This window comes from Halopseudomonas laoshanensis (genome assembly GCF_008365385.1).
Classification (GTDB): domain Bacteria; phylum Pseudomonadota; class Gammaproteobacteria; order Pseudomonadales; family Pseudomonadaceae; genus Halopseudomonas; species Halopseudomonas laoshanensis.
Map to the genome: position 1 here is coordinate 28,414 of NZ_QOVF01000009.1, position 20,840 is coordinate 49,253.

The following is a 20,840-nucleotide window of genomic DNA, read 5'->3' on the forward strand; positions in this document are numbered from 1 at the left end:
TAACGAGCTAATTCTCATGATCCGTTATGGTCAACAAGATATCACGCAGTCTGATATAGACGCCGTTATCGGCGTAATGAAGTCAATTAACCTCACTCAAGGTCCTAGCATTCCTCAGTTTGAAAAGAGCGTTGTGGAATACACCGGTGCTAAACACGCTCTAGCGGTTAATAGCGCAACTTCGGCTTTGCATATAGCTTGCCTCGCACTGGAACTTGGTCAAGGCGATTGGTTATGGACCACACCGAACACCTTCGTGGCTTCAGCAAACTGTGCTCTCTACTGCGGTGCGAGTGTTGACTTCGTGGACATCGATCCGCGCACATACAACCTCTGTCCCTTGAAGCTTGAAGCCAAGCTCGTAGAGGCTGCCAGGGAAAACCGGCTCCCAAAGATAGTGGTACCGGTTCACCTATGCGGTCAGCCTTGTGACATGCAGGCGATATTTGCGTTGAGCCAAAAATACGGTTTCAAGATAATTGAGGATGCCTCCCATGCCATCGGTGGCGCCTACCAAGGGGAGCCCATTGGAAACTGCCAATTTAGTGACATCACCGTTTTTAGTTTTCACCCCGTCAAGATTATTACGACCGCAGAGGGTGGCATGGCGCTAACCAATGACGATGACCTTGCCACGCGGCTTGGTCTGCTGCGCAGCCATGGCATAACACGGGATCCGGATCTTATGACACAGCCTATGGATGGTCCCTGGTACTACCAACAGGTTGCCCTAGGCTTTAACTACCGCATGACCGATATGCAAGCCGCGCTAGGGGTCAGCCAGATGACCCGTCTTACCCAATATGTTGCTCAACGCCACGAGATTGCAGCTCGGTACAACGAACTCTTAGCTGACTTCCCCCTTACACTGCCTTGGCAGCACCCGGATAGCTATTCGGCATACCACCTATACGTTATTCGTCTGCAGCTTGATAAAACCCGTGCGACACACCTGCAGGTTTTCGAAGCGCTGCGCGCGAGGGAAATAATGGTTAATCTTCATTACATCCCGGTACACACTCAGCCGTATTATCAAAAAATGGGTTTCAGGGTGGGGCTGTTCCCTGAGTCTGAGAAATATTACGCGGAGGCTATCAGTATCCCAATGTATCCGACCATGAGCGAAGACGAGCAGCGTCAGGTAATCAATGCTCTCAGAGAGGCCCTCGATGTTTGAACTTGAGACCCCTAGGTTGCAGCTGCGCCATCTGGAACCGGCCGATGCTACTAATACCTATGCTGGCTGGATGAATGATCCGGAGGTGAATCGTTATCTTGAGACTCGCCACGTTAAGCAGACGCGGGCTTCCTGTCGTGATTTTATTCTCCAGTGCAATTCCGACCCTTGCAGTGAGTTGTTTGGTGTGTTTGATAAGGAAAACGGTCAGCATATTGGGAATGCGAAGATCGGGTTTATTAATCATCGCTACCATCGTGGCCAACTTAGTCTATTCATTGGGGAAAAGCAGCTGTGGGGGCAGGGATTGTCGAGTGAGCTTGTTAGAGGGCTTACTGTCTACGGTTTTGAGCGTTTAGGGTTGCATCGTCTCGAGGCGGGCTGCTACGAGGACAACCTCGCGTCGTTGCGAGTGTTTCTGAAAGCGGGTTACGTTGTCGAGGGTTTTATGCGGGATCACGTTGTCATAGACGGGCGACGCACAGGTTGTTTTTGGTTAGGAGTGCTGGCTCGTGAATATCCAGAGCAAGCTTAGCAAGCTAGCCGTGGGGACGGCGCAGTTCGGTTCTTCTTACGGCGTGGCGAACCAGACGGGACAGGTATCAGTCGAGGATGTAGCGCAAATACTAGACGATGCTCGCAATGCGGGTGCAATGACATTGGATACCGCTATTGCATACGGGGAAAGTGAGCGCGTTCTTGGTGCCCAGAACCTGCGGGGCTTTTCTATTATTACCAAGTTGCCGGCGGTGCCTCTCGGCTGCTCTGATATAGCGAGTTGGGTCGAAGCTGAGTTGGACGCTTCGCTAGAACGTCTTGGCGTATCAACAATAGATGCCTTACTTTTGCATCGGCCGGGCCAGTTGTTAGAGTCGCACGGAGAGGACCTGTATCGCGCAATGCGGTCCCAGCGAACCCAGGGGAAAGTGACGCGAATTGGTGTGTCCGTATACGGCCCCGGAGAACTGGAAGACCTTTGCGAGGCTTTTCGGTTCGATCTGGTGCAAGCGCCTTTTAGCGTGCTAGACAGGCGTCTGTTACTCTCGGGCTGGCTTGAGCGTTTACAGCTTCAAGGCACGGCGTTGCACGTTCGCTCTGTATTTATGCAGGGGCTTCTTCTAATGGCGGCTAAAGATCGCCCCTCGAAATTTGATCGCTGGGCATCTCAATGGTCTATGTGGGACCGATGGCTAAAAGAGGTGAAGTGTTCGCCCTTGGAGGCTTGTCTGCTTCACGCATTGGGCGATGCGCAGATAGAGCGTGTAGTGGTTGGGATAGACTCTTCGAGTCAATGGCGCGATATCCTCCGCGCGTCCGCCGGTCATTGTCCACCGATCCCCGTCGAATTGGGTTGTACTGATGAGAAGTTATTGAATCCTTCATTTTGGAGTGATCTATGAAAACGGTGGCTATCGTCCAGGCCCGAATGGGCTCGAGCAGGTTACCTGGCAAGACAATGAAGAGGATCAATGGCGTACCCATGATCGAGTTGTTGTTGGGGCGGCTTGCGTGTTCGGAGGAAATAGATCAAATAATCGTAGCCACTTCCGACGATTCGCGTAATGAAGTCTTGATCGAACATGTTCGTAAGCTTGGGTTCGCTTGTGAACAAGGAAGCGAGAACGACGTAATGGCGCGTTATTTCCAAGCTGCGCGTGCGCATGCCGCAGATTTAGTAGTGCGTATTACGGGAGATTGCCCGTTCGTAGATCCTGCTCTTGTAGACGAGATAATCCGGGAATTCAAGATGGCGGAGGTGGATTACGCCAGCAACACTAATCCGCCTACCTACCCTGACGGAATGGACGTCGAAGTTTTCACATATGGAGCTTTGGAAAAGGCGTCGGCGGAAACGTCGAGTGTGTTTGACCGAGAGCATGTTACGCCCTATTTGCGAAGAGCTGAGCATTTTTCTCGCATATCTATTGAGAATGAGGAAGATCTTTCGGATTTGCGCTGGACGGTGGATGAGCAAGCCGATTTCAATGTCATCGAACGAGTGTTTTCGCATTTCGGCGACGACAAAAATTTTTCTTGGCAGCGGATACTGAAACTACAGCGCACGCACCCACAGTTGTTCGCAGATAATCACGAGTATAAACGAAACGAAGGGGCTACAATGGGTACCGGTCAAAAACTATGGAAACGCGCCAAACAGATCATTCCTGGCGGGAACATGCTTCTCTCGAAACGGGCAGAAATGTTTTTGCCAGATCAGTGGCCGGCTTACTTCAGTAAAGCGAAAGGTTGTAAAGTTTGGGATCTAGATGGGAACGAATACATCGACATGCTCATTATGGGTATAGGGACAAATACACTTGGATATGGCGACCCCGAAGTTGATGACGCTGTGCGTAAAACAATTGATAATGGCAATATGTCTACGTTCAATTGCCCCGAAGAAGTTTATTTGGCCGAGAAGCTTATTGAACTTCACCCTTGGGCCGATATGGTGCGCTTTGCGCGTTCCGGTGGCGAAGCTAATGCGGTTGCTATCAGGATTGCCCGCGCAGCGTCGGGTCGCGATAAGGTAGCTATATGTGGTTACCATGGCTGGCATGATTGGTATCTTGCTGCCAATTTGGGGGATGAGAAGAATCTGGCAGGGCATCTTTTGCCCGGGCTGGAGCCAAAAGGGGTACCTGCCAACCTTCGAAATACGGTATTCCCCTTCAATTACAATAATTTTGCTGAACTACAAGCCCTGGTCGACGCCCATGAGATCGGCGTGATTAAAATGGAAGTATCCCGCAACCGGGGTCCTGAAGATAATTTTTTGCACAAGGTTCGTGAACTAGCTACCCAGCATGGGATAGTGCTTATATTCGACGAGTGCACTTCAGGTTTTCGCCAGACATCCGGGGGCTTACACAAGCTGTATGGTGTTGAGCCCGACATGGCTATGTTTGGCAAGGCAATGGGCAATGGGTATGCAATTACAGCTACGATCGGGCGGCGCGAGGTGATGGAGGCCGCTCAAAGTACTTTCATTAGTAGCACCTTTTGGACTGAGCGTATTGGTCCTACTGCAGCACTCAAAACACTTGAGGTGATGGAGCGAGTGAAGTCCTGGGAAACCATAACTCAGACAGGCATGGATATAACTAATAGGTGGCAAGCGCTCGCCCGTAAGCACGAGTTGTCGATTACCACGAGCGGATTGCCGTCACTCACGGGCTTTGCTTTTAATCACCCAGATAATTTAGCATTCAAGACTCTGATAACGCAGGAAATGCTAAATAAAGGCTACTTAGCAGGCACTAGCGTCTACGTGTGCACACAGCATACCCCTGAGGTAGTGGACTCATATTTTGCTGCACTTGATCCTGTTTTTGGGCTGGTCAAGGAATGCGAGGCAGGTCGACCAGTAAGCGAGGTGCTTAAGGGGCCGGTTTGCCACGGCGGCTTTAAGCGTCTGAATTAGTCGACATGAACGTAGCTTTTCGCGTAGATGCTTCGCTGGAAATGGGCACCGGCCATGTAATGCGGTGTTTAACTTTGGCTAACGAACTCGCAGCGCAAGGAGCAAAATGCCACTTCATTTGCCGCGAACACGCAGGTAACCTGATTTCGTTTATTCGAAACCAAGGCCACGCGGTTACCTCGATCGGCTTGATGAAATATAGCGCCGATCCTGCATCTGCCCCACCGCTTCCCCTAGCCCATGCAGCATGGCTGGGATCTACTCAAGAGAGTGACGCGGAGGCGTGCATGAAGGTGTTGGCACGGCTCCGCCCCCGCTGGGTGATAGTCGATAATTACGCTCTGGATGCTCGTTGGGAGCAGATGATAAAACCGTGCTGTGGGGGTGTGTTAGTTATCGACGACCTTGCAGATCGAGCCCACGATTGCGATCTGCTCTTGGATCAGACGCTTGGTCGAGATATTGCTGATTACGAACCCAGGGTTCCTGGTTCATGCGTGCTCTTGTGCGGTTCGGAGTATGCACTTCTACGTCCCGAATTCGCGGAGCATCGCCACTATAGCCTCGAACGTCGTCGTGATGCGAAAATTGAGAACATATTGGTCAGTATGGGCGGCGTTGATCGGGACAACGCCACGGGTAAAGTTTTATCTGCGTTAGCGTCTGCCCTTCTTCCCGCTGACTGTGTTATTTCAGTTGTTATGGGCTCTAATGCCCCCTGGGTTGATGCAATTAATAAGCAGGCGACGAACATGCCGGTAACTACTGTCGTAAAATCGGCCGTCAGTAATATGGCCCAATTGATGGCTCAAAGCGATCTAGCTATCGGCGCGGCAGGAGCGACTTCGTGGGAGCGATGTTGCCTTGGTTTGCCTTCGATTATGATTGTGTTAGCTGCAAATCAAAAAGCTGTAGCTTCTGGGCTCAGGTCTGCTGAAGCAGCAGAGGTGGTGCCAGCGCCCCATGCGATTATAGAGATGGTGCCAACGCTAGTAGGCCGCTTTTTACAATCTCCGTGTAAGCTCATGCGCATGAGTATCTCTGCCGCGAGCGTAACAGACGGTAAAGGGGTCTACCGATTAACGAAGCATATGATATAGAGATGCAGCTGTTGAAAATACACAAAGTCCGTCCAATGGCTTTCAGCGACTTGGAGCAGGTCCTAAAATGGCGAAATCATGCAGAAGTACGGCGTTACATGTACACACAGCATGAAATAACAATGAATGAACACGTTAGTTGGTTTGATCATGCTTCAAAACAGTTGGACAGGCACTTACTGATTTTTGAGCGTGAGGGATTGCCGCTAGGTTTTATTAATATTCATGAAATAGCCGTAGGGGGAATCGCGGAGTGGGGGTTCTACGCAGCCCCCGATGCACCGAAAGGGAGTGGCCAGCTTTTGGGCCGTTGCGTCCTAACGCATGCTTTTTCGGAATTAGGGTTACATAAAGTATGCGGGCAAGCTCTGGCATTCAATGAGCGTTCTATAAAGTTTCATCTTGGGATTGGATTTGAGCAAGAGGGAACTTTACGCGATCAGTTCTTTGACGGACAGAAATATCACGCTGTTATGTGCTTTGGTTTACTCGCCGCAGACTGGCCAACGAATAAGGAAATGTAAAAAATATGTCGAATATACCTAGTATCTCTATCGCTGGTCGCCGTATTGCAACAGATACTCCGCCTTATATCATTGCTGAGCTATCAGCCAATCATAACGGCAAACTAGAGACCGCGCTAAAAATAATTGAGCAAGCAAAAAAAGCAGGCGCGGACGCAGTTAAACTGCAGACTTACACAGCAGACACTATAACGCTGAATTGTGACTCCGAGGACTTTCAAATTAAAGGTGGGCTGTGGGATGGAAGAAGCCTGTACGACCTATACCAACAAGCTCATATGCCTTGGGATTGGCATAAGCCATTATTTGATCGTGCTCGAGATTTGAGCATTACGATTTTTAGTTCCCCCTTCGATAACACAGCCGTAGATATGCTTGAAGACTTAAATGCGCCTGCATACAAGATCGCGTCATTTGAAGCAGTGGACCTACCACTAATTAAGTATGTCGCTAGTACAGGTAAGCCTATGATCATCTCCACTGGCATGGCAAATGATGTGGAAATTAAAGAAGCAATCGACGCTGCCTTAGGAGCAGGCTGTACATCTCTCGCAATATTACATTGCGTCAGTGGGTATCCGGCACCGGCGTCTGATTACAATCTTAATGTAATACCTGATATGATTCAGCGGTTTGGCCTTGTTACGGGACTTTCGGACCATACTCTCGATAACACTACCGCGATCACAAGCGTCGCACTAGGTGCATCTATAGTAGAAAAACACTTTACACTTGATAGACGCGCGGGTGGTCCCGACGATAGTTTTTCACTTGAGCCTAAAGAACTTAGCGCATTGTGTAATGATTCTAAGACGGCGTGGGCTGCACTGGGCCTAGTTAATTACGGACGGAAATCTAGTGAGCAAGGCAATGTCCGGTTTCGAAGATCAATATACTTTGTGAAACCCCTTAAGTCAGGCGAGAGAATAACCAAGGATAGCATTCGTAGTGTTCGTCCGGGGTTCGGTTTGCCACCTAAATACTTGGACGAGATTGTCGGTAAAAAGGTTAATAGGGATGTTGCTTTTGCAACACCGGTGACGTGGGACTTGTTCGATAACCACTGAGCAACGCTTTTTTTAACGTAGATTTGTGAGAAAAAATGAGCAAATTTGATTCCAAAGATAAACTTGATGCATTAATATACAAGACCTATAACGTCCTTTCAGACATCATTTTTGGATTTAACTTCCAATCGAAAAGTCTCGTTCGGAGAAACGCTGCGTACAAAGATATTCATTCGGGACAACGATGTTTTATTCTTGGTACTGGTCCGTCACTCGCGTGCCTCGGCGAAGATCAAATTGAGAGGCTTAGCACAGAAATAGTATTTGGCGTAAATTCCCTATACAAATCGACTTTGGCAAATAAGATAACTCCTAAATACTATACGTTAATCGACAACCTATATTGGGAAGATGCAAGGTTGTACAGTACGAGTCTAAGTCCTACTTTCGGCGAAATAGCAAATAAATACCTCCATAATCCCCCGGTCTTTATCACTGACCCGCGCGCGAAATACGTTGTTGAAGATATTGCTTCAGAAAATAACCCCATATATATATATTCGAAAAAGTATCCTACAGAAGAGATGAGCGCAGACATTACAGGGAATGTCTATGCAGCAATGAACTGCGTTACATACTCTGTATTGGCGGCAATATTTATGGGGTTTAAGGAGGTTTATATTTTAGGGTGCGACTACAATGCATTTTGCAACTTCGGTTCAGGCCACTGTTACGACGATAAAGATGAGCTAAAAAATAATAAATATAATCTAGGATTTTACCTAAAGTTTTATGCCATTACTACAGAATTCCACTACTTGACGGCGAAGCTGGCCAAAAACGCTGGTATTAAAGTTATAAACTTAACACCAGGGAGCCTTTTGGATGCTTATCCCCGTGAGTCTCTAGAAGGAGTTCTCGGGCAATGCTAACCAAAATCTATGTGAAAATAGTCACTGTGAAAATTTATGTTTAGTACGATTTCACATTCTATTTTTTTGGCTATACTATTGCTTAGTTTTGCTCTGCAGCAGCCTTGGTCGCTTGTTTGCGGCGCAGTCTTATGTTTGGTATATGTGTTCATGACGTGGCGGAATACGTCTGTAAGTGTGGATTTAGTAATTGGGTTTTTAATACTGCTTTTAATATCGTTTATTCCCTTGTTTAGACAGGATCACGGATTTGTCCCTGTATTTTATTTGTTCTCGACAATATTCGTCATTCTTGCCGCAAACAGTTTTAGCTCTCTTCCGTTAATACAGTTGAGAAAGTGTTTGGAAATCGTTTTCTGGCTCTCAGTTTTCGCCCTTTCTTGCGGGATAGTTGTCTATTGGGGAACTCCAGAACCATTGAGTAAGGTGATACCAGGCTCAAGCACTAATGGATTGCCTTCTTATTTGATAGTAATTCAGGTTGCGCTTTCAATTGCCGTTTTCTTAGAAAAAAACAAGCTTCCTCTACTTCCGGCTATGGCAACACTCGTTATAGCATTATTTGGAATCGGGCGGGGCTCTATAGTTGTTGCTTTTTTGATAATTGTTATAAGTTTCTTTGTAAATTATTTTGCAAGTAGTTCCCTAGTAGAAAAAAATGAATCGACTCGCCGGTTTTTTGGTTTTGTGATGTTGGTTTTGATGGTTGTCGGTATTGCTTATGCTGGTTACTTCGGTTTTGTGAATAGTTTGATTGAGCAGTCTAAGTTTAGCGCGGGACTTTTAGACTCACATAGAGGCGCAATGTTGTCTGATTATTTGAGTAAGATGGAAGGATGGTCTTTGATTTTTGGCGCTGACTATACTGGTACATCCATAGAGAGCACCTATGGCGGAAATCCACACAACTCATACATTCGATTGCATTCATATTATGGGCTGTTTGGTTTGTTGTTTATAATATTTTCTCCGTTCTCTTTGTTCGTATCTAATAAAGCATTTATATATAAGAGCGTGATTTTTTTATTAGTAAGCTTGGTTCTGACTCGCGCTGCCACAGATCCATTGTTGTTTCCAACGTTGCTAGACTTTTTTTACGTCTTATACTTTTTTCTTTTTTGGAAGTATGCTCCTCGAAAAGATTGAGATAATAAATATCATGATTCAAACATTAAAGTATGTTCTTTCAAAAGTTATTAAAAAATCTAGGTTATGTTCCGTTAGGCATAGCAAAGTGGATTTAACAGCTAAAATTGAATCTGGTTCTTCATTTATTGGTTCGACGATAGCACGACATAGTTTCTGCGGTTATGACTGCGATATTTTTCAAGCAAATATTGGAGCATTTACTTCTATCGCGAACGGTGTGGTGATCGGAGGTGCCAGGCATCCAATGGAATGGGTCGGGATGTCCCCTGTGTTTTACTCAGGTCGGGACAGTGTCAAATCAAAATTCTCAGAGCACCCATTGGAGCTGGTACCTAAAGCAACCATAGGTAATGACGTTTGGATTGGGCGCTCCGCGATTATCCTAAGCGGCGTTTCAGTCGGTGACGGCGCAGTAGTAGGTGCTGGTTCGATAGTCACTAAGAATGTACCTCCTTACGCGGTGGTCGCGGGAAATCCTGCAAAGATTATTCGGTATCGATTCGAGGAACGAATTATCCGCGAGTTAATGTCGATCAAATGGTGGGAGTTTACGGAGCCGCACTTAAAAGAACTTGGCGGGTGTTTTAACGATGTGGAGAAGTTTTTGAGCGTCGTGCAATCGGATTCGTCCAAGTAGATTTTATCTAGATTTTATTGGGAGCGTGGAATGGCTGAGGCAAGCAGGTATCGAATATGTTCGCGCTGTATTATGGATACCAGTGATCCAAATATTTCTTTTGATTCAAAGGGGCTTTGCGATTACTGCCAGAATTTCGACAGCCAAATCAAGCCCAACTGGGATACCGGTACCCAAGGCCGTACTGAGCTCTTAGCTTTGGCTGACCGAATCAAGGAACAGGGGAAGGGTAAAGACTTCGACTGCATTATCGGCCTTAGCGGGGGGCTTGATAGTTCTTACGCAGCATATGTCGCGAAGGAAAAGATGGGCTTACGCCCATTGCTATTCCATGTAGACGCTGGTTGGAACACTGATCAGGCGGTCGGGAATATTGAGAAGCTCGTCGATGGGCTTGGTCTCGATTTGTACACCGACGTGATCAACTGGCAGGAGATGAAAGACTTGCAGCTCTCGTTCTTGCGTTCGCAAATCCCGGATCAGGACTTGCCACAAGACGCAGCCTTTTTTTCAGGGCTTTATAAGTTTGCGCGCAAGAATAGCATCAAATACATAATTACGGGCGCAAACTATTCTACCGAGTGCTGTAGAGAGCCGGAGGAATGGGGAGGCTATCCAGGAATCGACAAGTCGCTTTTTAATGACATCCATAAGAAGTATGGGGCTCGGAGTCTCAACAGCTTCCCTCTGATAGACATTCTTACCTACAAGATCTTTTATCAGAAAGTCATTGGCATGACTATCGCAAAGCCGCTGAATCTTGTGCCTTATATAAAATCTGAAGCGGAAAAAGAGCTGAACGACCTCTTTGGGTGGGAAAAATTCCAGCACAAACATCATGAATCACGCTTCACGAGATTTTATGAAGATTACTGGATGCCTAAAAAGTTCGGCTACCACAAGCGCAGGGCGCATTTCTCAAGTCTCATTATGACCGGCCAGATGACACGCGACGCCGCACTCGAGCGCTTAGCTACTCCTGAGATGGACGAGCACTTTTTGTCACAAGAGTTTGAATACGTAGCTAATAAATTGGACCTCACCGTCGCCGAATTGCAAAAAATATTTGACGGTGAGAACAAAACATATCGCGATTACAGAAACAAGCGTTGGCTGATCGGCCTTGGTGCGAATGTGCTTAGTAAGCTTGGGCTTGAGCGAAGGTTGTTCAGATGATTCATATTGTCGATTACGGACTTGGTAACACCCAAGCCTTTGTCACTATGTATAGACGGCTGGGAGTTACGACCAAACGTGCCCAGAATGCTGAGGACCTGCGAGGCGCTACTAAATTAATTCTTCCCGGCGTTGGGGCGTTTGACTACGCGATGGAATTGTTGAATGCATCAGGTATGAGAGGGGTACTGGAAGAGCTTGTCGTCAAAGACGGTGTTCCTGTGTTGGGTATTTGCGTGGGCATGCAAATGCTCGCAGATCTTAGCGAAGAGGGGACGGCGCCGGGACTGGGATGGGTGCCCGCACACGTTCGGGGGTTCGCCAGTAATTCCGCATCGGCCTCTTTGCCTATGCCGCATATGGGATGGAACGACGTAAAGCCTGCCCCGGGGTCGCCACTGTTTAAAGACTTTGATGCAGACGCGAGGTTCTATTTTTTGCACTCATTTTATTTTGATTGCCTCGAAAAGTCACATGTCTCAGCTCGTGCTGATTATGGTTTTAATTTCGATTGCGCGGTGCAAAACCGAAATGTGTATGGCGTTCAATTCCACCCGGAGAAGAGCCATCATTGGGGCGCCAACCTGCTAAAAAACTTTGCGGATATCTGACGTATGTTGAGACCTCGAATTATCCCCTGTTTACTCGTACAGGACGGCGGATTGGTCAAGACCGTCGAGTTTAAAAATCCGAAATATGTAGGGGACCCGATTAACGCGGTAAAAATCTTCAATGAGAAAGAAGCCGATGAGTTGGTTGTTTTAGACATAGATGCGACTGCCAAAGATAAAGAGCCGGACTACCGCATGATAGCGAATTTGGCTTATGAGTGCCGTATGCCTCTTTGCTACGGAGGAGGCGTCAAAACAGCCGAGCAGGCAAAAAAAATTATAGGCCTAGGCGTCGAGAAGGTCGCGATCAGTTCCGCTGCGGTGGAAGATCCGTCTTTGATCTCGCGTGTAGCTGACGAGGTGGGCCGCCAAAGTGTTGTGGTAATAATCGATGTGAAAAAGAAATCAGGGTTGTTTTCCAAAGGTTATGAAGTGTTTATTCGTAACGGGACACAGTCGCGGAAGGAGGAGCTCTTTGAGCTAGCTCTTCGAATGCAGGCAGCAGGGGCCGGTGAGATTGTGCTTAATTCTATTGATCGTGACGGCCAAATGAAAGGGTACGATCTTGAGTTGGCAACAAAAATGCGTAAAGAGCTTAAAGTTCCGTTGACGGTACTGGGCGGCGCTGGCTCTCATGGGGATATTCAGCAGCTAATTGGGGAATGCGGCGTTGTTGGTTGCTCTGCGGGGAGTCTGTTTGTTTTCAAGGGACCGTACCGGGCGGTTTTGATTAATTATCCTAATCCGATCCAGCGTGATGAGATATGTCGTGCTGGGCTTCTTATTAATTCTCAGAGATGACCATCTAAAATGTTTAGCAACAAAACCCTACTCATAACCGGCGGCACGGGCTCTTTTGGTAACGCTGTATTGAAGCGATTTCTGGATAGCGATATCTCAGAGATTCGCATATTCAGCCGAGACGAGAAAAAACAGGACGACATGCGCAAGCGATACGCCGACGCTAAGCTCAAGTTTTATATTGGGGATGTCCGAGATTATCAAGGTATCCTCAACGCAACCCGCGGTGTGGATTATATTTTCCACGCCGCAGCACTTAAACAAGTGCCATCGTGCGAGTTTCACCCCATGGAAGCGGTGAAGACCAATGTCCTCGGTACTGAAAATCTGCTAGAAGCTGCTATCCAAAACAGCGTAAAGCGTGTTGTGTGTCTCAGTACAGATAAGGCGGTTTATCCCATCAATGCTATGGGGATCTCCAAAGCGATGATGGAGAAAGTGATGGTCGCCAAATCACGGAATGTTGATCCCAACAAGACCGTCATTTGCGGCACGCGGTACGGTAATGTCATGGCGTCGAGGGGGTCCGTGATTCCGCTTTTCGTCGAGCAAATTCTCGCAGGGAAGGCTCTGACGATCACTGATCCTAATATGACTCGGTTCATGATGACTCTAGCGGACGCAGTCGAATTGGTTCTCTATGCTTTTGAGCACGGTTCTAATGGAGATCTTTTCGTACAGAAAGCACCTGGAGCCACAGTCGCGACGTTGGCCAAAGCGCTAACAGAGATGCTAGGCAAGCCTGATCATCAGATCAACGTAATCGGTACTCGGCATGGCGAGAAGCTCTTTGAAGCATTGCTCAGTCGGGAGGAAATGGCTTGCGCTCAAGATATGGGCGGTTATTACCGTATCCCACCGGATCTGCGTGACCTGAATTACGGAAAGTACATCGACCAGGGCGAGGAGAAGATTTCACATGCTGAGGACTATAATTCTCACAATACTGAGCGTCTTGATGTTGCCGGCATGCAAATTTTGTTGAGAAAGCTGGAGTTCATTCGGGCATTAGAACGCGGTGAATACCTCAATTTGGAGGAGTAACCCATGCGTGTATTGATAACCGGAGCTAATGGGTTCATCGGCAAGAATCTGCAAATGCGCTTGCGGGAGCGCGACGGATTCGAGGTCGTTATGTTCACTCGAGAGCATAGCGCCGCAGAATTGCCGAGTCTGCTTATGGAGGTAGATTGGGTGTTTCATCTCGCGGGGGTTAATCGCCCGCAAGACCCCGCCGAATTTGTTAGTGGCAACGTCGGGCTCACGCAATTTTTATGTGAGGCGCTGAAAGAGGCTGGACGGAGTATTCCAGTGGTCTACACCTCATCTATCCAGGCGGAGCAAGATAATGATTATGGTACTAGTAAGCGCGACGCCGAACAGGCACTACTCGAGCTAGCTGATTCCGGGACGTGCCCGGTGTACATCTACCGACTGCCTAATGTCTTTGGAAAATGGGCACGCCCCGACTACAATTCGGCAGTAGCCACTTTCTGCCACAATATTGCCCGAGATATCCCGGTGCATGTTAACGACGCTAGCGCGCCGATGCGATTGGTGTATATCGATGACGTCATTGCTAGCTTTGACCGTTTATTGGACTCGCAAACGACCACGGGGCCTTTTGTAGTAGTTGAACCCGTTTATAACATATCTGTGGGCGAGCTTGCCGATCAGTTGAAACGGTTCAAGGCTACTCGGGAGCATCTCGTTACCGAAGCGGTTGGTACAGGACTTACACGAGCGCTTTACTCCACGTATGTGAGTTATCTCCCTCCCGAGCTGTTTACCTATACGGTACCGCAGCACGGCGATGAGCGGGGCGTATTCGTTGAGATGCTCAAGACACCGGATGCCGGGCAGTTTTCGTTTTTCACGGCCCATTCCGGCACCACTCGCGGTGGCCATTATCATCACTCGAAAACTGAAAAGTTTTTGGTGATAAAAGGTGAGGCATGCTTCCATTTCCGCCACATGCTCACCGGCGAATATCACGAGTTGCGGACCTCCGGGACCAAACCTGAGATTGTCGAGACAGTGCCCGGTTGGACCCATGACATAACCAATGAGGGCAAAGATGAGCTTGTTTGCATGCTCTGGGCAAATGAAATTTATGATCGCCAAAACCCGGACACTTTTGCTTGTCCCGTTGGAACTGCAGAAGAAGCCGGCCATCAAAGTTAACTGGATACATGTATGAATAAAATGAAAGTTATGACGGTGGTCGGGACGCGGCCGGAGATAATCCGCCTGTCTCGTGTGATGGCCAAGCTGGATGAGTATTGTGAACATATTCTAGTTCACACCGGGCAGAACTACGATTTTGAGCTGAACGAGATCTTTTTTCAGGATCTCAATATCCGCAAGCCGGATTACTTTCTCAGCGCAGCCGGCTCCACCGGGGCTGAGACCATAGGCAATGTCATTATTGCGGTTGATAAAGTGTTGGCGGAGGTTAAGCCGGACGCTCTATTGATACTTGGCGACACAAACAGTTGCATGGCGGTTATCCCAGCTAAACGCCGCAGAATTCCTACCTTTCACATGGAGGCTGGTAACCGCTGCTTTGACATGCGGGTGCCAGAAGAGATCAACCGCCGTATCGTTGATCACACTGCGGACATCAATCTCACTTATAGCACCATCGCTCGTGACTACTTGCTGCGAGAAGGTTTGCCGCCGGACCGAGTTATAAAGACAGGCAGCCCGATGTTTGAGGTGCTTACGCATTTCCGTTCTGGTATTGATGCTTCTGATGTACTTGAACGGCTAGGGCTGGAGGCTGGGCAGTTTTTCGTGGTGAGCGCACACCGTGAAGAAAACGTTGATTCGGATAGAAACTTCCTTTCTCTCGTCGAGACACTCAACGCTATTGCGGAGCAATACGGCCATCCCGTGATCGTATCTACCCACCCCAGAACCCAGAAGCGGGTCGATGCGATGGGTGTCGAATTTCACGAAAACATCAGGCTTCTGAAACCGCTAGGTTTCAAGGACTACAATAAACTGCAGTTGTGTGCCAAGGCAGTGCTGTCTGATAGCGGTACGATCAATGAAGAGGCGTCCATTCTCAATTTTCCTGCGCTCAATATTCGCGAAGCGCATGAGCGTCCCGAAGGCATGGAAGAGGCTGCTGCCATGATGGTCGGATTGGGAAAGGAGCGGGTATTGCAGGGTCTTGCCATTCTGGAAAACCAAGGACGAGGTGATGAGAGGACGCTGCGTTTAGTGGCCGACTATAGCATGCCCAATGTTGCCGAGAAGGTTGTTCGCATCCTCCACAGTTATCGGGATTACGTAATGCAGACTGTTTGGAAAACTTATTAAGTAAGAGTTTTCCGCACGACGTTTTGCATATTTATAGTGATCTCGAGGGAATTTGATGATCGACAAGCCGCTTAGTATTCTGATTTTGACTCAATATTTTTGGCCAGAGAATATGCGGATCAATGATCTGGTTGAAGGGATGGTGGGCAAAGGTCATGAGGTGACGGTGCTCACCGGAGTACCGAACTATCCTGAAGGCAAGACGTTTCCTGATTTTGTGGCGAACCCTGGTAACTTCGCAGAATATTCGGGCGCGCGGGTTTTCCGCGTTCCGTTGATCCCCCGCGGATCGAGGAGTCTCACACTCGCGCTCAACTATCTTTCGTTCTTTGTCAGCGCATCTACAATTGGTGCTTACAAGCTGCGTGGCCAAAAGTTCGATGCAGTATTTGTCTACGCAGTGTCTCCTATCCTTGCCGCTATTCCTGCGCTGGTAATCGGAAAGCTGAAGAAAGCGCCGACTTATGTGTGGGTTCTTGACCTATGGCCTGAAACTCTTAGCGCTGTGGGTGTGGTAAAGAGTAAAAAGGCTTTGGCTTGGGTCGGCAGGGTGGTGTCCTGGATATATAACAGAACAGACTACATATTGGTGCAGTCTCAAGGTTTTGTTGAAAGCGTCAAGGTGTACTCTACCCGTGAAATTCCACCGGAGCGCATCGTTTATCTTCCAAGCTGGGCCGAAGATGATTTTTCAGCGGAGGGGGGAACAGTCTCCGCCTTGGTGCAGCCAGATGCTGATGTTTTTACAATCGTTTTCGCCGGCAATATCGGGGAGGCGCAGGATTTCCCCGCCATCCTGCGAGCTGCAGAAGCGCTCGTCGGTGAGCTACCGGTTCGGTGGGTCATAGTTGGAGATGGGCGGGCATACTCCTGGGTGAAGGAAATCGTTGCCCATCGAAAAATGGATAACGTTTTACTTCTTGGTCGACATCCTTTGGAAAAAATGCCCCCATTGTTTGCGGTGGCTGATGCGCTTCTCGTGTCGTTACGGACTAATGACGTTTTTGCCAAGACCATACCTGGAAAGGTTCAAGCTTACCTTGCTTCAGGTAGGCCTGTAATAGCGATGATCGATGGCGAGGCGGCGCGTGTTATTGAAGAAGCCGGTGCGGGGATGGTTTGCGAGTCAGGCGACGCAGATGGACTGGCGGGGATAGTCAGGAAAATGTATCGGCTTTCACCGGATGATCGTGAACAAATGGGTGTGGCTGGGCGAAAGTATTATCTTGAATCGTTCTCTAAAGACATTCTGTTTGACCGCTTGGAGACGCTCTTTAAAAACGGCAGCTTGAGAAGATCATGAGCAGAATACTATTGACTGGTTCGACGGGGTTTGTGGGCAGCGCGCTATTAAAGCGGCTGCTGGAGGACAAGCATGAAATGGTTCTGGCTGTCAGAAGGCCGCCTGGAGGTTGTGACCCTCGAGCAACGGTCCGAGTAATTCCAGGCCTGGCTGCAGATACGGATTGGTCCGAATCGTTGTCGGAAGTTGGAGTAGTTATCCATAGTGCTGCGCGTGTGCATGTTATGGATGAAACTGCAGCGGACCCCTTGTCTGAGTTCCGGAGAGCTAACGTGGAGGGCACCGTAGCGCTGGCGCGCCAGGCGGCCGCTGCTGGGGTTGAGCGTTTCATATTTATCAGCTCGATCAAGGTCAATGGCGAAGGGACCGCGTTGGGCAAACCCTATACCACTTTGGATACGCCCGAGCCGCTTGATCCATACGGAATATCCAAATTTGAGGCCGAGGAAGCTCTAAAGGCCTTGGCGGCCGAGACCGCAATGGAGGTCGTGATCATTCGCCCCGTCCTTGTTTATGGACCGGGAGTAAAAGCGAATTTCCAAAGCATGATGAGCTGGATGAATAAGGGCGTTCCCCTGCCTTTCGGAGCAATCCGTAACAAGCGCAGTATGGTAGCGCTGGATAACCTGGTTGATCTGATTGTCATCTGCATCAACCATCCAGCAGCAGCCAACCAGATCTTCCTGGCCAGCGACGGGGAGGATCTCTCGACCACAGAGTTGCTTAAGCGCACGGCGCATGCTCTTAGGAAGCCGGCCAGATTGGTGCCGGTACCATCAGGTCTGTTGGAGTCTGCGGCGAGTGTTCTGGGTAAAAGATCCGTAGCTCAACGGCTCTGCGGATCAATGCAGGTGGATATACAGCATACGTGTGACACGCTCGATTGGAAGCCCCCGGTGTCGGTGGATGATGCTTTAAAAAAGACGGCGGATGCATTTCTCGCCCGTCGTTAAACTAGCCGAACTGGATTCCCGTTGTCGCGGGATTACAAAATGCTGTAAGGGGATTGTATGTTGTTGTTCCTTTTGGTCTTGGCTGTCGCCGGGATTTCGTGGTTTCTTACTTTTACCCTTCGCCGTTACGCTTTGACGAATAGCCTGATTGATATTCCCAACGCCCGCAGCTCTCATTCAATCCCAACACCCCGCGGGGGAGGCGTGGCCATCGTGATGGTGTTTCTTGGTGTGCTGGTGGTTATGCCGCTTCTTTTTGGGCTTCCTTGGGCTTGGATGATCGCTCTGGGCGGTAGTGGGTTGCTAATTGCGATGGTAGGCTTTCTGGATGACCATGGGCATATTGCAGCCCGTTGGCGGTTAATCGCGCATTTTAGCGCCGCGCTGTGGGCGCTATTCTGGCTGGAAGGTTCTTTGGTTTTGCAGTTGGCCGGTCTTTCCATCGACATCGTTTGGGTTGTGTATGCGTTAGCTGCATTCTTTCTGGTGTGGTTGCTCAACCTTTATAACTTTATGGATGGAATTGATGGGTTAGCGAGTATTCAGGCCATTACCACCTGCTTGGGCGGAGCGTTGATTTACTGGCTGTTGGGTCACACCGAGCAGATAACGATGTTGCTCGTTCTTGCCGCAGCTGTTGCCGGTTTTCTGTACTGGAATTTTCCGCCGGCACGTATATTTATGGGAGACGCGGGCAGTGGCTTTCTAGGTTTGGTCTTGGGCTTGTTTACCGTCACCGCAACCATGGTTGAGCCGCAGCTGCTATGGAGTTGGTTGATCCTGCTAGGCGTTTTCATTCTTGACGCCACCTGGACGTTGTTTCGCCGTTTGGCACGTGGCGACAAGATTTACGAAGCGCACCGCAGCCATGCATACCAATACGCTTCGCGACACTATGGTGCTCATCTGCCGGTAACCTTGGCCGTGCTGGCTATTAATATCGTATGGCTACTGCCTTGGGCTTGTGCCGTTGCATTAGGTTACGTCGATGGTCTGCTTGGTTTGGTTATTGCCTATGTGCCGTTAGCCGTACTGGCCGTCCGTTTCAAAGCAGGCGCGTTGGAGGTGGCCGCGTGACCAGGACTTTGCTGGTGTTGGGTGCCGGAGGCCATGGCAAGTCAGTTGCTGAGTCGGCATTGCTGGGTGGCGATTGGAGCGAAGTCATTTTTCTGGATGATAACTGCCCGCAGGATTCACAGGTTCTGGGTTGCGAGGTTGTGGGGAAGGTCGGCGCTATCGACCAGGTTGCTTCTCGGTGCCATGGTGCTATAGCTGCGGTGGGTAATAACGCCGTGCGTGAGCAATGGATCGAGTTGATTGAGCGGGCGGGTATTGAGCTGGTCTCGATCATTCATCCTAAGGCTTGGGTTAGCCCCAGCGCGAAAGTTGGGCCCGGTACCGCCGTTATGGCTGGTGCCGTGGTGGGTACGGCGGCGACAGTGGGGAAAGGGGCGATTATTAATGCCAATGCCACGGTTGATCACGACGCTGTAATGGAAGTGCTGTCACATATCGGTGTGGGCGTGCAACTCGCGGGAGGGGTGCGGGTTGGGGCGCGTGCATGGTTGCAGGCTGGCAGTTGCTGCGGTTATCACGTGGTTGTGGAAGCGGAGGCCACTTTAGCGCCCGGGACCGTGCTGAGCGCTTAGCGGCAATAGGTAAAGCCGACTGCCTCCGAAATCAGGCTTTGTTGTTGTTCAAGGCACGACTCCTGCTTGATTCACACACTACATTGTGATGAGCGGTAGCGTTATCGGGCGCAGTAGCTTTGAACTCTTTGGAGCGCCGAGCCTCTTAACGACAGACGTTTGACGAAAATTTAGGAGTCGCTGTGAAGGTTACCAAAGCCGTACTACCCGTTGCTGGTCTAGGCACGCGTTTCTTGCCCGCCAGCAAGGCCATACCCAAGGAAATGGTGACCGTCGTTGATAAGCCGGTCATCCAGTACGTGGTGGAAGAGGCTCTGGCCGCCGGCATCAATGAGATCGTGTTGGTAACCCATTCCAGCAAGAAAGCCATTGAAGATCATTTTGATGTGAACTACGAGCTGGAGGCCGAGCTTGAGCGCCGTGGCAAGCATGAGCTGCTTGAGATTCTGAGGGATACCGCACCCTCCGGTTTGAAGGTCACGGCTGTGCGCCAAGGTAAAGCGCTGGGGCTGGGGCATGCAGTAGCTTGTGCTCGCCAGGTAGTGGGCGATGCTCCGTTCGCGGTGATGCTCCCTGATGTACTGGTGGAGCAGGCCGGCAGTATTGGTGACCTGAATCTGATGAATGAGCGTTTTGCTGAAACCGGGCACGCGCAGATCATGGTCGAACCGGTACCCTATGCCAGCGTGCATCAATACGGTGTGGTGGATTTGAATGGCGTTGAGCTTAAGCCCGGCAAGCACGCTGCGATGATGAGCGTGGTAGAAAAGCCAGCGCGGGAAGATGCGCCCTCCAACCTGTCAATCGTCGGTCGCTATATATTGCCCGCCGGTATTTTTGACTTACTGGCCAAAACGCGCCCGGGCGCCGGTGGCGAGATCCAGCTGACCGACGCCATTGCCGCACTTATGCAGCAGTCCGGCGTAGAGGCCTATCATGTTCGTGGCCGCTCCTATGATTGCGGGAATAAGCTAGGCTATTTAGAAGCAACTATCGCTTACGGGCTGCAGCACCCGCAGCTGGGTGCTGACTTTCAAGCTATGCTGGCTCGATACCAGCGTTAAAGGAAG

The 20,840-nt window shown here is 49.5% G+C and carries 21 protein-coding genes; all 21 read left to right on the plus strand.

Annotation, left to right across the window (positions count from 1 at the left end; all coding sequences use genetic code 11):
* Positions 1-16 precede the first annotated feature (16 nt).
* The 21 genes from pseC (at position 17) to galU (ending at position 20,834) form a co-directional block, all read left to right on the plus strand.
* A complete protein-coding gene (pseC, locus tag DT594_RS17560) occupies positions 17-1,177 on the plus strand; it encodes a UDP-4-amino-4,6-dideoxy-N-acetyl-beta-L-altrosamine transaminase (RefSeq protein WP_149334315.1) in 1,161 nt (386 codons plus the stop codon).
* On the plus strand, positions 1,170-1,712 hold the full coding sequence (locus tag DT594_RS17565) for a GNAT family N-acetyltransferase (protein ID WP_149334317.1): 543 nt from the start codon (positions 1,170-1,172) through the stop codon (positions 1,710-1,712). The genes pseC and DT594_RS17565 overlap by 8 nt, the downstream gene beginning before the upstream one ends.
* A complete protein-coding gene (locus tag DT594_RS17570) occupies positions 1,690-2,577 on the plus strand; it encodes an aldo/keto reductase (RefSeq protein ID WP_149334319.1) in 888 nt (295 codons plus the stop codon). The genes DT594_RS17565 and DT594_RS17570 overlap by 23 nt, the downstream gene beginning before the upstream one ends.
* A complete protein-coding gene (locus DT594_RS17575; RefSeq protein WP_149334321.1) occupies positions 2,574-4,601 on the plus strand; it encodes an aminotransferase class III-fold pyridoxal phosphate-dependent enzyme in 2,028 nt (675 codons plus the stop codon). The genes DT594_RS17570 and DT594_RS17575 overlap by 4 nt, the downstream gene beginning before the upstream one ends.
* Before the next feature lie 5 nt (positions 4,602-4,606).
* Positions 4,607-5,701 carry a UDP-2,4-diacetamido-2,4,6-trideoxy-beta-L-altropyranose hydrolase gene (gene pseG / locus DT594_RS17580; RefSeq protein WP_149334323.1) on the plus strand — a complete coding sequence of 365 codons (1,095 nt, stop codon included), beginning with the start codon at positions 4,607-4,609 and terminating at the stop codon, positions 5,699-5,701.
* Between the two features lie 35 nt (positions 5,702-5,736).
* Complete coding sequence (pseH, locus tag DT594_RS17585) at positions 5,737-6,225, plus strand: UDP-4-amino-4,6-dideoxy-N-acetyl-beta-L-altrosamine N-acetyltransferase (protein ID WP_149334385.1); 489 nt, start codon at positions 5,737-5,739, stop codon at positions 6,223-6,225.
* Between the two features lie 5 nt (positions 6,226-6,230).
* On the plus strand, positions 6,231-7,292 hold the full coding sequence (gene pseI / locus DT594_RS17590; protein WP_149334325.1) for a pseudaminic acid synthase: 1,062 nt from the start codon (positions 6,231-6,233) through the stop codon (positions 7,290-7,292).
* A 35-nt stretch (positions 7,293-7,327) separates the two neighbouring features.
* Complete coding sequence (locus DT594_RS17595; RefSeq protein ID WP_149334327.1) at positions 7,328-8,164, plus strand: 6-hydroxymethylpterin diphosphokinase MptE-like protein; 837 nt, start codon at positions 7,328-7,330, stop codon at positions 8,162-8,164.
* 342 nt (positions 8,165-8,506) lie between these two features.
* On the plus strand, positions 8,507-9,310 hold the full coding sequence (locus tag DT594_RS17600) for a hypothetical protein (protein WP_149334329.1): 804 nt from the start codon (positions 8,507-8,509) through the stop codon (positions 9,308-9,310).
* A gap of 13 nt (positions 9,311-9,323) precedes the next feature.
* Complete coding sequence (locus DT594_RS19165) at positions 9,324-9,950, plus strand: CatB-related O-acetyltransferase (protein ID WP_281290928.1); 627 nt, start codon at positions 9,324-9,326, stop codon at positions 9,948-9,950.
* Between the two features lie 30 nt (positions 9,951-9,980).
* Positions 9,981-11,126 (plus strand): N-acetyl sugar amidotransferase, encoded by a 1,146-nt coding sequence (locus DT594_RS17610; protein WP_149334333.1) that lies wholly within the window; start codon positions 9,981-9,983, stop codon positions 11,124-11,126.
* Positions 11,123-11,737: an imidazole glycerol phosphate synthase subunit HisH gene (gene hisH / locus DT594_RS17615; protein ID WP_149334335.1), complete on the plus strand. Its 615-nt coding sequence runs from the start codon at positions 11,123-11,125 to the stop codon at positions 11,735-11,737. Before DT594_RS17610 ends, hisH begins: the two co-directional genes overlap by 4 nt.
* Before the next feature lie 3 nt (positions 11,738-11,740).
* Complete coding sequence (locus DT594_RS17620; protein WP_149334337.1) at positions 11,741-12,538, plus strand: AglZ/HisF2 family acetamidino modification protein; 798 nt, start codon at positions 11,741-11,743, stop codon at positions 12,536-12,538.
* 9 nt (positions 12,539-12,547) lie between these two features.
* Positions 12,548-13,582: a polysaccharide biosynthesis protein gene (locus DT594_RS17625; protein ID WP_149334338.1), complete on the plus strand. Its 1,035-nt coding sequence runs from the start codon at positions 12,548-12,550 to the stop codon at positions 13,580-13,582.
* Positions 13,583-13,585: 3 nt separating this feature from the next.
* Positions 13,586-14,722, plus strand: a complete 1,137-nt coding sequence (gene wbjC / locus DT594_RS17630; RefSeq protein WP_149334340.1) for a UDP-2-acetamido-2,6-beta-L-arabino-hexul-4-ose reductase — start codon at positions 13,586-13,588, stop codon at positions 14,720-14,722.
* Positions 14,723-14,734: 12 nt separating this feature from the next.
* Positions 14,735-15,865 carry a non-hydrolyzing UDP-N-acetylglucosamine 2-epimerase gene (gene wecB / locus DT594_RS17635; protein ID WP_149334342.1) on the plus strand — a complete coding sequence of 377 codons (1,131 nt, stop codon included), beginning with the start codon at positions 14,735-14,737 and terminating at the stop codon, positions 15,863-15,865.
* 55 nt (positions 15,866-15,920) lie between these two features.
* On the plus strand, positions 15,921-17,168 hold the full coding sequence (locus DT594_RS17640) for a glycosyltransferase family 4 protein (protein ID WP_149334344.1): 1,248 nt from the start codon (positions 15,921-15,923) through the stop codon (positions 17,166-17,168).
* Positions 17,165-18,121, plus strand: a complete 957-nt coding sequence (locus DT594_RS17645; protein WP_178091575.1) for a UDP-glucose 4-epimerase family protein — start codon at positions 17,165-17,167, stop codon at positions 18,119-18,121. Before DT594_RS17640 ends, DT594_RS17645 begins: the two co-directional genes overlap by 4 nt.
* A gap of 57 nt (positions 18,122-18,178) precedes the next feature.
* Entirely contained in the window at positions 18,179-19,198 is a 1,020-nt protein-coding gene (locus DT594_RS17650) for an MraY family glycosyltransferase (protein ID WP_149334348.1), read from the plus strand.
* Positions 19,195-19,770, plus strand: a complete 576-nt coding sequence (locus DT594_RS17655) for an acetyltransferase (RefSeq protein WP_149334349.1) — start codon at positions 19,195-19,197, stop codon at positions 19,768-19,770. Before DT594_RS17650 ends, DT594_RS17655 begins: the two co-directional genes overlap by 4 nt.
* Positions 19,771-19,952: 182 nt before the next feature.
* The gene (gene galU, locus DT594_RS17660; RefSeq protein WP_096347511.1) at positions 19,953-20,834 is read left to right on the plus strand and encodes a UTP--glucose-1-phosphate uridylyltransferase GalU; all 882 of its coding nucleotides are present in this window, start codon (positions 19,953-19,955) and stop codon (positions 20,832-20,834) included.
* Positions 20,835-20,840: the final 6 nt, after the last annotated feature.